A 13,159-nucleotide genomic window follows, 5' to 3' on the forward strand; every position below is an offset into this window, starting at 1 on the left:
TTTAATAAATATCGCATCATGTCATGCGCCGACGGTCAATTCTCGCCGGTGGCCCAGTCTATAGCCATGCCATCGGGCAGGTCTAGGGCAAGACCGCCGGTTCGCGAGTCATAAAACCTAGAAACGGCAGGATCGCACGAAATTCGCGCTTGTTTTTCAGGAGTTTGGACAGGGGGGCCAGCGCCCAACGGTAGCGATTGAGCCGCTGCGCGCGGGCAACGGCACGGTTCCAGTGGCCACCGGTGTCCGCGTTACGATAGGCCCGAGCCGCGGCGGCGATCTCGGGGCCGGTGCCGCCGGTTTCGGTGATGGCGCTGAAAAAGAAGATCAAGATATCACGGGCATAGCCCTGCCCGTCGGCGCTGCCGGGTCCCGCACGGTCGAGGTCGATAAAGGTCACGCGACCGTCCTGCCAGCAGATATCCTTGAGCGCGGGGCGTCCATGACAAAAGCCTCCGGCGTGCAGATGGGCCAGCGCGGTGGCGGCTTCGACGAGGGCGTTGTTGAACACTTCGGGGTGTTCGGGATTGCCTTTGCGCAGGTGAAACAGGTTGGGGCCAGCATGAGCTGTGACAAAGAAACTATCCCCAACGTCCAACAGATCGGGCACTGGTAGCCCTTTGCCCTGCAACGCCAGGTAAGTGTTCTTTTCGCGGTCAAACCCCTTTTGGGGATCACCTTTGCGCAGGCGCAGTGACAGACCGAGGGTTTCCACCTGTTTGCGCCATCCAAGACGGCCATCCACCTCGACCTGCCCGATCCGGCGGAGGGGGGCCGGTTTGGCCTGGGTAGGAGGTGTGTCGGTCATGCGGTCAGCCTGTTGAAGGGTTGGGCGCCGCTATAACGCCCTGCCCTGCGGGATGGCAAGGTGATTGCGGGTCACGCTGGCACCGGCGCGGTGCGGCGCGGGCCAGAGCGTCCACGCAGGAATATCAGGAGAACGATGCCGATGTTGAGGAAGTTCCAGGCAATGCCATTGAGGAAAGCCCATTGATAGCTGCCGGTGACATCGTAGATCCAGCCGGACATCCAGCCGCCCAGCGCCATGCCGAGGATGGTTGCCATCATGACGAGACCCACCCGCGCCCCGGCCTCGCGCGCGGGCATGTACTCGCGCACGATCACCGCATAGGCGGGGACTATGCCGCCCTGCGAGAGGCCAAAGATCAGGCTGATGACATAGAGCGGCACCAGCCCGTCAAAGGGCAGATAGAGAAACAGCGCAAGACATTGCAGGGTTGATCCGATCAACAGCGTCATGACCCCGCCCAGTTTGTCAGACAGCAGACCCGAGATCAGCCGGGACCCGACGCCGCCCAGCAGCATCAGCGACAGCATCTCGGCGCCAATGGCCGGGCCATAGCCAAGGTCGACACAGAACGAGACGATATGGACCTGCGGCATGGACATGGCAACGCAACATCCTACGCCCGCAAGAAAAAGCATCCATTGCAGCGTGCGCGGAGAAAAGGCGCGGGTGTGGGCGGTGGGGCTGGCCGCATCACCATCTGCCCCCTCGAGCGGCGCGCGGCGGCGCAGCATCAGCGCCAGCGGGATCACCACGATCAGGGTCAGGGCTGCAAGCACCATATAGGCCTCGCGCCAGCCATAGGCATCCAGCACACCGCTGAGGAGGATCGGCCAGATCGCGCCTGACAGATAGTTGCCGCTGGCCGCAATGGCGACAGCGATGCCGCGACGATTGTGGAACCACAGAGAGATGTCAGCGATCAGCGGGCCAAACCCGGCCGCCGTGCCAAACCCCAGCGCAAGGTGCAGCGCCGAGATCATGGCAACACTGCCACTGAAGGCCACGGCGAGATAACCAAAGGCCGCCAGCAAAGCTGAGCCGATCAGGGACCATGCCACGCCAAAGCGATCCACCGCACGTCCAATCAACAGGTTGCCCAGCGCAAAGCCGATCATGGTCAGCGTATAGGGCATCGACGCATCCGCCCGGTCGATGCCGAATTCGGCCTGTACGGCAGGCATCACCACGATCACCGCCCACATGCCGACATTGATCACCAGCGCAATGGCAAGCGTAATGCCAAGGCGTATCCATGAGTATCGGCTGTCTAGGTGCGTGTCGCTGTACATCCCGACACGCTAGTGTGCCGGGGAACCTCTGTATAGCCGTAGAAACCCGGTGTGTGGCAAAGGTTTACTGCCCCAGAGCCTGTCCGAGATCCGCGATCAGATCGCCTGCGTCCTCGATGCCGACAGAGATGCGCAAAAGGCCTTCGGGGATGCCTGAATGCGGCTCGATGGTGGCGCGGTGTTCCACGAGGCTCTCGACCCCACCAAGCGAGGTGGCGCGGTGAAAGAGGTTGAGTTTGCCAGCGGCCGCCAGGGCGGCGTCGCGGCCACCTTTGACGACAAAGGACATGAGAAAGCCATAACCCCCCTGCATCTGGCGGCTGGCGATCTCGTGACCCTGGTGGCTGGCAAGGCCGGGGTAGAGGACCGCATCGACACGGGGATGATCCGCAAGATAGTCGGCGATGGCAGCGGCGTTGGCGCACATCTGTTTCACCCTGAGCGGCAGGGTGCGCATGCCGCGCAGCAACAGCCAGGCCTCGAACGGGCCCATCACCGCCCCGGCGGTGGCGCGGTCTTCGGCAATCGCCTCCCAGGTTGGCGAGGTTTCGCGGGCGATCAGCACGCCGCCCAACACATCAGAATGGCCGTTGATGGCCTTGGTGGCGGAATGCATGACAATGTCCGCCCCAAGCGCCAGAGGTTGGCTGAGGATCGGGGTCGCGGCGGTGCTGTCCACCACAAGCAAGGCACCTGCAGACTTTGCCGCCCCGGCGGCGGCGGCGATGTCGGTGGTCTTGAGCCAGGGGTTCGAGGGCGTTTCGATCCAGACCAGTTGCGCCGGCGTGGCGCAGGCAGCGGCAAGCGCAGCCACGTCCGAGGCGTCGACTTCGGTCAGGGTCACGTCGCGGCGGGTGCAGAAGTCGCGAATCCAACGGGTGGTGCCCCAGTAGATGCCGGATTGCACCACCACACGCCCCCCATTCGGCACCGTACGGAATAGTCCCGCTATGGCCGCCATGCCCGTGGGAAACAGCAGCGCCTGCGCGCCGCCCTCGAGGCCCGCCAGAACCGACTCGGCCTGGCGCACGGCATCATTGTGGTCGCGCGCGTAGGTATTCTGCGGGTTCAGCGGCGCATAATCACGGTTACGTGCAAATGTGGTCGAAGGCTGGATCGGCGGCACCACGCCACCACTTTGGGCATCAATCACGCCACCTGCCTGCGCGGCCAGCGTCGCGGGGTGCATATCCTTGGGGTCCATGGGCGCGGCTCCTTGTTGCAAGACCTGCCTATCTGTCTTGAAACCGGGGTGACTTGCAAGGGTTGCGCTGCGCACCGTATGAGAGGGGGGCAACATGTCGGAGTTCCCATGGCCCGCACGATCCTGTTCAACAAGCCTTATGATGTGCTGTCGCAGTTTACCGACAAGGGCACCGAGGGCAGCGCCCGACGCACGCTGTCGGATTTCATTGACGTGCCGGGCGTTTATGCGGCGGGGCGGCTGGATCGTGACAGCGAAGGGTTGCTGGTGCTGACCAGTGACGGCAAGTTGCAGCAGCGCATTGCCAACCCCCGAAACAAATGGCCCAAGACCTATTGGGTCCAGGTCGAGGGCGTGCCATCGGACGACGCCCTGGGCCAGCTGCGCAAGGGCGTGACGCTCAAGGACGGGATGACCAAACCGGCCAAGGTGACACGGATCGCGGAACCCGAGGGGCTGTGGCCACGCAATCCGCCGATCCGGGTGCGCAAATCAGTGCCCGACAGCTGGTTGCGGCTGACCATTACCGAAGGCCGCAACCGTCAGGTGCGGCGCATGACGGCTGCGGTGGGGCACCCGACCCTGCGGCTAATCCGCTACGCGGTTGGCGACTGGTCGATTGACGGCTTGCTCAGCGGCCAGTGGAACGACGCGCCGCTGCACCGGGTGCCGGGGCCGGGGTCAGCCCGTTGACAGGGCTACCAGCTGTAAGACTCGTGTAGGGGCGCAACAGCCTTTTCAATGCCAGTGATGTCGAACCGGGCGGTCACCAACGTTGCCAGACAGCATCTGGCTCCAAAGCAGTTTCGTGGCTCTTGCTCAGGCCAGTTTTGCCGAGAAAATCGGTACTGGCGCGGCGATGCCCTTGAGCTGCACCGGCTCCAAGGTGGTCAGAACCACGCCCTCGGCATCTTTCACAAAGGCCTGTGTCGCGCCTTCGATCAGGACCTGGCCCGGCCCCGCCTTGCTGCAAAGCCGGGCCGCAAGGTTCACGGTCGAGCCGAGCACGGTATAATCCATCCGGTCCCGCGCCCCCATGGCGCCAAGCACCGCGTCGCCCGAAGCAATTCCGATGCCAACCTCGAGCGCGCTGCCGATCTGATCGTCGACAGTCTCAGAGAGGGCCTGTTCAATCTCGACCGCGCAGAGCGTGGCGCGCAGTTCCTTGTCTTCTCCGGTGAACATGGCCATGAGTTCGTCGCCTACGAATTTGTCGATGTCGCCGCCATGTTTCTCGACCACAGCCGCCTGGGCCTCGAACAGGCGGTTCAGCACTTCGATGACCTGCTCGGGCGAGACGGTTTCGGAAAAGGCGGTATAGCCCCGGATGTCTGAGAACAACATGGTCACGGCGCGGCGCTCGCCCCCGCGCGAGATGCCCTCGCTGCCCTGAGCCTGAATGGCAGAGACGGTTTCGTGGCTCACGAATTTCATCAGTTCCAGCCGCTCACCCAACTCGCCCGCCATGACGTTCACACGTTTGGCGAGGTCGCCAATTTCATCCCGTGACCGGACGTTTTTGACGCGGGCCGCAAATTCGCCGCGCGCGATCTGGTCCGCCACGCGCCCGATCTTGAGGATGGGGCCGGTGAGACCTCGGGAAAAGATCAAAGCGGCGGCTGAGGCGGCAGCAAACCCCAAGGCGCCGACGACAAGGATGCTTTTCATCATCTCATCGACCACCGCGTAGGCGTCTTTCTCGGAGAGTTCCGTGATTACGGCCCAAGGGAACCAATCGGGAAAGGCATAGGCCCCCAGCATGAGCGTGCCATCATCGCGGACGTAGCTTTCCAGCGCGTCGGCCCGCGCGCCCGCCACGATCAGGGGCATGGCCGAGGCCACGATGGAGCGATCCGAGATCACGCGCACCTGATCCACCAGCGCGGTCCGGCCCGCATGATCGACAACGGTGATCTGGCCGCGCTGATAAAACGGATGGCGTTCCACCCGATCCCGCAGCGTGGTCAGGTTGATCTTGGCCGCGAGCGTGAGCTTACGTCCGGCGATCTTGCTTTCCATCGGCAGGGTCAGCGTGGCGATCCAGTCGCCGGTCTCGGCAATGCGCGAGATGATGGGGCGGCCATATTGGCCCGTACTTTCGATATTGGCGACCAGTTCGGGAGAGGTCGAGAGCATCCTGACCGGGTCCAGACCGGCCGCGGCCAGTTCCTGGCTGAAGTCCTGATCGGTGACCATGAGCGGCAGGGCCGCGCCTTGGACGCTGAGCTGCAGGGCAACAACGTCCGCCATCTGCTCCATGCCTTCGGTCAGGAGCGACACTTTTTGCGAGACATCCAGCTGCGGGTTGTCGACGCCCGAACGGATCACCGCAAGCGGGGCGAGCCACTGGCCCTGATAAAGCGAGTCAAATTCGTTGCTGACCTGTGCTGCAACGCCGGTGAGGTCTTCGTTCACCGCACTTTTCAGCTCGTCCCGCGCGATGCGGATCAGGTTTTCCCCCACAAGCGCAAGCGGCACCACGGCCACGAGGGCTGCAAACAGGAAGAATTTCAGCGTCAGGGGGAAACGCATGTTTTAGCCGTCTCGCGCGGTGGCAGTTACGGTGGCCGTATCGGTGGACACGCCACAGGTCAATCCCGTACTGTCCCTGGCGGTTACGGTTACCGTGTAGCTGCCCGGGCTGGCGTAGCGATGCCGCGCCACGGCGCCCGTGGTGCTGGTCTGGTCGCCAAAGTCCCAGGTGATGCGCACGCCCTGCCCGTCCGGGTCAGAGGCCCCACTTGCATCAAAGCGCAACACGTCATGGGCCGCGCCCACGGGCGTGTCACGGTCAGGTCCGGCCTCAACACTGGGCGGGGTGTTCACCAGCACCATGGCCACGTCCTGTCCCACGGCGCAGTCCGAACCGCTGTCGTCCGTGACCTGCAACAGCGCCTCGACCGGGCCTGCGCTGTCAAAGCTGCGGCTGACCTTGGCGCCTTCGAGGGTGATACCGTCAGAAAAGACCCAGCGCACACTGGTCACGTCGCCATCACTGTCGCTGGCATTGGCCATAAAGCTGACCTCTTGCCCCGGGCAGACAACCTGATCGGGGCCAGCGTCGGCATGAGGCACGGCGTTGACGCGGGCATAGACCTCTTCTCGGTGACGTGAGTTGGCAAGGCCAAGGCCATCATCGGTCATCACCGACACCGGGTAGAGACCCGGCTTGGCAAAGCTGTGCGAGACCTCTGCGCCTTCGGCGGTCTGACCATCGCCAAACTGCCATTGCACCAGCGTGCCAGCGGCGACATTGGCCTGCCATTGGCGCGGTTTGGCCGGGCAATAGGGTGCCGGGTTGGACAAACCTGCCAGCGGCACCGGGTTCACGATGATCTCGTGCTCGCGGGTGACGAGGCTGTTGGCGATGCCGGCGTCATCGGTGACCGCGAGTTTCACGGTGTATGTGCCGGGCTGTTCATAGCGGTGGCCGGGGGCCACGCCGGTGGCGGTGTTGCCGTCGCCAAAGTCCCAGGCAAAGCCGGTGATGACCCCGTCCAGATCAATCGACTCGGCGCCGTCAAAAGCGACCAGCGTGCCGACGGCCACCTTGGCCGGAGCGTCGATCAGCGGCTCGGGGGCTGCGTTCACAATGATCTTGTGGCGGGTTTCGAGGTTGCCACAGTCTTTCTGCCCGCCTTCCAGGGCGGTTACGAGCGTGGCGAAATAAACGCCGGGTTCGGCAAAGGTGTAATCCACCGATTGCCCCGTGGCGCTGCCGCCATCCGAGAAGGTCCAGCTAAAGCCGGTGGGATCGCCGGTGCCGGGTTCATCGCCAAGGACAGCGGTAAAGCTGACCGGCTCGCCCACGGGGGCACGGCGCACGGCGTCGATGGATTGCGACTTGGCGGGCAGCACCGTGACATTCATCGAGTCGATATCAAGCGGGCTGCACTGGCCCAGCGCATCGCCGGTGATGGTGAGGGTCACGACCTGCGTACCCACGCGGGTAAAGGTCTTGGTCGGGGTGGCACCGCTGGTGCGGCTGCCGTCGCCAAAGGTCCATTCATAGGCATTCACCGAGCCATCCGCGTCGGTCGAGGCGGTGCCGTCGAGCCGCACGGACTGGTTCACGCAGACGGTCATATCCTCGCCTGCGCGGGCAATCGGGCCCTCTTGGACGATCACCGCGACACGGTCGAGGTCTTCGCCACGCTCAGAGCCGCTTTCGTCCATAACCTTGAGCGTGACCGGGTAGGTGCCGGGCATCTCGTAGGTTTTGGTGGGGTTGATGATGTCGGACTCTGAGCCGTCGCCAAAATCCCAAGTGTATAGCAGGAGATCGCCGTCGGCGTCGGTGGAGCCGGAGGCGTCAAACAGGATCGACTGTCCCGAGCAAACCTCGCGATTGCCGCCCGCAACGGCAACGGGGCGTGTGTTGATCGTGACCGTCGTGGCATCAATTGCGCCAGAGTTGGACAGGCCGGTGCCGTCATCCACCCAGAGCGTCACCGGGAAGCGGCCGGAATTGGGGAAGACATGCACAACCTCGCGGCCCTGCACCTGGGGCGAGCCGTCGCCAAAGTCCCACTTGTAGATCAGCGCATCGCCGTCAGCGTCGCTGGAGGCCCCGGCATCCAGCCGCACTTGCAGGCGGTCGGTGTCAATGGAGGGTCCGGCCTCGGCCACGGGGGCGTGGTTCACACGGATCGTCACCGAGTCGACCGCCGTGCTGTTGGCCACCGCGCTGTCGTCACGTACCGTCAGGCGGGCGTTGTAGATGCCGGGTGTCGGCCAGGCCCGTTCAATGACGGCGCCTTCGAGAACCTGGCTGAGATCGTCGAACTCCCACTCGTAAGTGGCTAGCCCGCCATCCGGGTCATGCGAGCGCAGGGCGTTGAAGCGGATGGTCTGATCCGGCGCGACAAGACGGTCGGCCCCGGCAATGGCTGTCGGGGTGGCATTGACCTGGATCAGCACTTCGGCCTCGTCCGAGGCAGAGCCGCCGCGGAAATCATCCGACACGGTCAGCAGAACGCGGTGCATACCGGGGGTATCAAAGGCCATGGGCAGGCGTTTGCCCGGCTTGGTGCTGCCATCATCAAAGCGCCACTCATAGCGCGCGATCTTGCCGTCGGGATCAACCGAGGCCCCGCCGTCCAGTGTAAACTCTTCGCCCGGTGCGACGGTCATCGCAGGTCCGGCATCCGCAATTGGGGCGGCGTTGACGGTCACGACCATGGTGTCGCGGTGGGTGCTTTGTGGCGCGCCGCTGTCATCCTTGACCGTCAGCGCAACCTCGTAGACTCCGGGGCGCTGATAGCTGTGCACCGGTGTTGGCCCGGCTCCGGTCCGGCCATCGCCGAACTCCCAGAGATAGGCAATGATCTTGCCGTCCACGTCGCTGGAACGGGCGCCGTTGAACCGCACTTCGGAAGTGGTCACAAACTGGTCCTCGCCCGCGCGCGCCACGGGACGGGTATTGACGATCACCGGAATGGTGGTGCTTTGCGAGGCCGAGGCGGTGCCGGAGTTGTCGATCACCGTCAGGGTGATGTCATAGATGCCCGGCGCGGCCCAGGCGTATTCCACCATCGGGCCTTCGCCCATGGCGCCATCGCCGAAATCCCAGAGATAGGTGATGATCGCGCCATCAGCGTCGCTGGAGTCAGCGCCGTCAAGCAGCACGGCTTCGCCCACAGCGATCTGTTCGGCGGGGCCTTTGGCAACCGGCACGGGGGGCGCGTTGACGCGAATGGTGACCGTGTCGGTGGCCGTGGCGTTCGACACGCCGCTGTCATCCGTGACAGCAAGGGTCACGGTGTAGGTGCCGGATTGCTGAAAGGCGTGACGGATGTCGGGGCCGGTCAGCGTGGTGCCATCGGCCATGTCCCACTCAAAACGCTGGATCGCGCCGTCAACGTCATAGCTGGCTGCGCCGCTGAGGCGGATTTCCTGACCGACAATGGTGGTGAGATCGGTGCCAGCCTCGGCCACGGGGGCAAAGTTGACCTGCACCATGCGGCTGGCAACACCGAAGTTACAGGGATGGTTGCTGTCATCCATCACCCGCAGCAGTGCGCGGTAGCTGCCGGGGTTGGTGTACACTTTCTGCGACGTGGCACTGGTGGCGGTTTCGCCATCGCCAAAGGTCCAGAGATAGCGCGAGATAGGCAGGTCCGAGGGGGCCGATCCGGTGGCGTCAAACGGCACAAGATCGCCGGGTGCCACAACGATGTCCGCACCGGCCTCGGCGCGTGGGGCAACACGCACATGCACCGGAACAAGAGCCTCATTGCCGCGCGCGGCGCGGGTGCCGGGTTCCAGCACGCGCAGGCGCACGTCGGGTTTGCCGGGTTGGGCGTAGCTGTAGACAATCACCGGTTCATCCGAGGTGCCGCCATCGCCAAAGTCCCAGCGATAAGCCAAAAGCGGGCTTGCCTCTTCAAAGCTGCCGTCAAAGGCCACCGAAGCACAATCCGCAAGCTCTCTGGCGCGTGGCAACGCCTTGGGGCGCTCGGGGTCTGGTGCGCGGCGGGGTGGCATCAGGATCGGCATGGCCTGCCCGTCGGCATCAAAGATCGAGAGCGTCACGTCGTTCGGCGTCTCGAACCCACCTTTGAGTGTGATGGCCAGCAGGTCTTCGTCTGTTGTGACCTCTTCCGAGATCCAGGTGTTCTGACCGGACGCGCGCAGGCGGATGTCGGAATACATCTGGTTGAGCCGCAAATCAGCAGCCGCCCCGTCAAAGTTCTGGATGGTCAGGGGGCCTTCGGCGGTGTTCAGGAACTCGACCCGGGTGCCGGTGGTGCCGCCGGGCCAGCGGATGGTTGGCTGATAGGCCACAACGTCGATTTCATCGGACGGTTTGTGGCGGTCGCGTGCAAGGCTGATGTCGACGTTGAACCCGTTGCCGTCATCACCATCCACTCCGATCACTTCCAGGCGGAACCACGCCTTGTCGCCGATCACCTGACCCTGACGGGCACGTACCGCCCCGAGCGAGACCCAGGTGCCATCCGTCGCGGTGTCGGCCTCGTACCGTTTTTCGTGCAGCACCTTGCCGGGGCCCATGGCCAGCACGTCGGCGCGCTTTACCTTGCGCGGTACGCTCCCTGATGTGACGGGTTCCGGCAGAGTGGCCCCGCTGAAGGCATCGTCGCCACCAAAGACGCGATAAAGCGTAGCGGTGCCGCCGTAGCGGCCATAACGGAAGTCATGCGCGCCGCCCATTTCGGGATCAAAGATACGCACATAGACCCGGTCGCGCATATCCTTGGGCACGCTGAAAAAGATGGTTTCTCGGTGGTCGATGTCACCTTCGCGGGTGGGCGCGTTGAGGCCATAAACCACCAGCAACCCATCCTCGGGTGCGGGTGATCTGTCCTGTGAATAGGCAGGTCCCCCCAAGCACAGAGCAGCGACAATCCAAGCCTTCAGACCAGCCATTCGAGCCATCCCCATTGTCTTCCCCATTACCAGAATGCCTCGTTTCCTGCGTAGTCCAGAACCACCACCTCGATCACCGTGACCTCGCCCGCCTCGGCAGGCAGCGTGGCCCGGCAGAGACCCGTATCGCTGTCACAGCGCAGGTAGCCCTCGCGCTCGTTTGCGCCGATTTCGACGATGAATTGTGCCGCCTGACGCAGGCCCGAAGGATCGCGTGCCTCGACCTCGATCTCGATCGGGCCGTTGTCGCCCTCGGGCCGTTCAGCACGTACGGCAAGGATTTCGGGCGGGTCGATGTCGAGCGCGGTTTCCAGCGCCAGAAGCGTCACGTTGCCCGCCGCATCCAGAGCGCGCAATTCGAACGCGTTGCTGCCCGGAGCAAGCGTGACCGTGATCTCAAAGCCGCCCGTGTCGTCCAATTCCAAGGGCGTGCCCCCCAGGGTCACCCCGGCGGCATCCTGAACCGTGCCGCTGAGTGTCAGCGTTTCCTCGAACGACGACCGCGGCGGGTGTTCATCGAGCACCAGAACGGGCGCTTGGGTGTCGCGCACAAGGTTGAAGCCAGTTTGACCCAGCGGCGCACCACCGTCCGAAAGAATGGTGATCGTGAATGGGGTCGACGTATCCGTCGCGGGCGCGGTCAGAGCGATCCGCCCGCCGGTTTCGACGCGGGTCTGGCCGACGAGGTCACCAGCCGCATCCTGCAAGAGCACATCCAGCCCGGCATTGGCGGTGGTGGTTGCGGTCACGGTCTGTTCGGCGTTCCGGGTCACGATCGTGTCCCCTTCGCGCGGCAGATCGGCGTCCAGCGTGATCGTGGCGGCCTGACGGGGACGGTAGTCGATGGTCTGGCGCTTTTGGCTGCGGTTGCCTGCGCGGTCCGTGGCGGTCAGCACGTATGTGTTCATGCCCGGTTGCAGCGGCAGGTTGACAAGAAAGCCGCCGTCCGAGGCCACCGGCACATTCTGACCGTTCAGGGTCAGGGTCACGCCATCCTCTGACGCGCCCAGAATATCGATGCTGGCCTCTTCCACAATGATGCCGTCACCGGGGGCGAGCAGCGTCAGGAACGGTGGCGTTGTGTCGATGCGCAGGTCAAACTCGCGGGTTTCGCTCCACTTGCCGGGCAGGCCCAGCTGATCCAGAGCGGCCACGCGCCAGTAGTGCAGGCCCGGCGTCAGGTCAGCGACGTTAAAGCCGGTGGTCGAGACACCCCATTCGGTGGCAATCATGCGGTTAAAGCCCGGATCACCTGCCAGTTCCAGCCAATAGCCTGCCGCCTCGGGGAAGGGTTCCCACGACAGCGAAACGGCGGTGCCGTAGACTTCGTCGTTGTCCAGCGGGGCAATCAATGTGGCGCGATCCAGGGCTTCGGTCTTGGCAGTTGCGCCATCGGCGGTGATCACGACGCCTTCGTCCAGCCCCAGAGAGACCATTTGGTCGCCGGCACGAATATCAAGCGACTCGGCATCAAAGTTCACAAAGCGGGCGCTGTCGGTGTCATTCTTGATCCAGAAGTCGTTGGACTCGGTGGTGGTCTTGATCCCCGGCACGTCGATCTCAAAGCTGTCCTGATCCGAGAGCTGATTGAGCAGCGCATAGAAATCGCCGCTGGCAAGGCTGACTTTGGTCACCTCTTTGCCGGTCAGGGGGTCCGAGCGCATGCGCTGGATCGTGGCGTTGGAGTTGGGGTTCAGGCGCAGGCGGCTCAGGTCACGAAAGGTGACCTGCGTGGTGGAATTGGTCAACGTGCGGAGCCGCTCAAATTCCACTAGGATGTCATTGAGGTCCCGGTCCGACCACGCCGCCTCGGTCGGATCACGCCCTTCGACATTGCCCTGGATATCGGTGATCAGAGCCTCTGCCGCGCGGTCGCGCTGTTCCAGCGAGATTTCAAAGGCCTCGTTGGCAAAGACGGTCGCGTCACCCGCATAGTTGACCACCAGCCGCCATTCGCCCTCGCCGCGCTTGTCGATGGCCTCTTCCCGGGTCTCGATGGCATCGCCAATCTGTTTCGGCGCAAAGAGGCGCGCGCCTTCGGCGGTGGCCTTCTGGATCGCCACCAGCGAGGTCGCCAAGGCGTCATCGGCCAGCATCACCTGCCGCACCGGCATCTGGATCACCACGCCCGGGCTGAGATCCGCAGGCGAGGCAAACTGATTGATGCGCAGGACCGTGGGCCAGAGGTCGGGGTCGTTCAGGTAACGGGCCACAAAATCGCGCAGAGTTTCGTCGCCGGAATATTCAACCAGCTCGTAGGGGGCATCCAGTTCGTCGGTTTCCGCCACGGCGGTCACACCGCTGCTGAGAACCAGCAACGGCAGCCAAACGCGCGTTAAAACCCCTAAAACGCGCGGAATCCATGTCCCAAACGCCGGGCTAAACATGCCCACCCTCCTGAAAAACAATTAACAAAAACACTGAAACGACAGGAATATGGTTGGGCAAATTTGATAAAAACACAAG

7 protein-coding genes are annotated in these 13,159 nt (G+C 63.7%); 1 reads left to right on the forward strand and 6 read right to left on the reverse strand.

All coding sequences use genetic code 11. The annotated features are described in order from the left end of the window. Positions 1–82: 82 nt before the first annotated feature. The 3 genes from EK369_RS12790 to EK369_RS12800 form a co-directional block, all read right to left on the reverse strand. Entirely contained in the window at positions 83–808 is a 726-nt protein-coding gene (locus EK369_RS12790; protein ID WP_127114649.1) for a BUD32 family EKC/KEOPS complex subunit, read from the reverse strand. A 71-nt stretch (positions 809–879) separates the two neighbouring features. After that, entirely contained in the window at positions 880–2,100 is a 1,221-nt protein-coding gene (locus EK369_RS12795; RefSeq protein WP_127114650.1) for an MFS transporter, read from the reverse strand. A gap of 64 nt (positions 2,101–2,164) precedes the next feature. Continuing rightward, entirely contained in the window at positions 2,165–3,304 is a 1,140-nt protein-coding gene (locus EK369_RS12800; protein ID WP_127114651.1) for a trans-sulfuration enzyme family protein, read from the reverse strand. 108 nt (positions 3,305–3,412) lie between these two features. On the opposite strand from EK369_RS12800, the gene EK369_RS12805 reads away from it, so the two are divergent. Then, positions 3,413–3,997 (forward strand): rRNA large subunit pseudouridine synthase E, encoded by a 585-nt coding sequence (locus tag EK369_RS12805; protein ID WP_127114652.1) that lies wholly within the window; start codon positions 3,413–3,415, stop codon positions 3,995–3,997. Positions 3,998–4,123: 126 nt separating this feature from the next. Here the strand turns inward: EK369_RS12805 and EK369_RS12810 are convergent, their stop codons facing one another. Genes EK369_RS12810 through EK369_RS12820 form a run of 3 tightly spaced genes read right to left on the reverse strand, consistent with a single transcriptional unit; the run spans position 4,124 to position 13,080 of the window. Continuing rightward, positions 4,124–5,836: an adenylate/guanylate cyclase domain-containing protein gene (locus EK369_RS12810; protein ID WP_127114653.1), complete on the reverse strand. Its 1,713-nt coding sequence runs from the start codon at positions 5,834–5,836 to the stop codon at positions 4,124–4,126. 3 nt (positions 5,837–5,839) lie between these two features. Then, complete coding sequence (locus tag EK369_RS12815; RefSeq protein ID WP_164726991.1) at positions 5,840–10,693, reverse strand: PKD domain-containing protein; 4,854 nt, start codon at positions 10,691–10,693, stop codon at positions 5,840–5,842. A gap of 26 nt (positions 10,694–10,719) precedes the next feature. Then, positions 10,720–13,080, reverse strand: a complete 2,361-nt coding sequence (locus EK369_RS12820) for a FecR domain-containing protein (protein ID WP_127114655.1) — start codon at positions 13,078–13,080, stop codon at positions 10,720–10,722. Positions 13,081–13,159 lie beyond the last annotated feature (79 nt).

It is taken from the genome of Shimia sediminis, from assembly GCF_003990645.1.
Taxonomy (GTDB): domain Bacteria; phylum Pseudomonadota; class Alphaproteobacteria; order Rhodobacterales; family Rhodobacteraceae; genus Shimia; species Shimia sediminis.

Bases quoted from the DNA above. Each gene is read 5' to 3' on its own strand.
- EK369_RS12790 (WP_127114649.1), bottom strand. From the start codon at position 808: ATGACCGACACACCTCCTACCCAGGCCAAACCGGCCCCCCTCCGCCGG.
- EK369_RS12795 (WP_127114650.1), bottom strand. From the start codon at position 2,100: ATGTACAGCGACACGCACCTAGACAGCCGATACTCATGGATACGCCTT.
- EK369_RS12800 (WP_127114651.1), bottom strand. From the start codon at position 3,304: ATGGACCCCAAGGATATGCACCCCGCGACGCTGGCCGCGCAGGCAGGT.
- EK369_RS12805 (WP_127114652.1), top strand. From the start codon at position 3,413: ATGGCCCGCACGATCCTGTTCAACAAGCCTTATGATGTGCTGTCGCAG.
- EK369_RS12810 (WP_127114653.1), bottom strand. From the start codon at position 5,836: ATGCGTTTCCCCCTGACGCTGAAATTCTTCCTGTTTGCAGCCCTCGTG.
- EK369_RS12815 (WP_164726991.1), bottom strand. From the start codon at position 10,693: ATGGCTGGTCTGAAGGCTTGGATTGTCGCTGCTCTGTGCTTGGGGGGA.
- EK369_RS12820 (WP_127114655.1), bottom strand. From the start codon at position 13,080: ATGTTTAGCCCGGCGTTTGGGACATGGATTCCGCGCGTTTTAGGGGTT.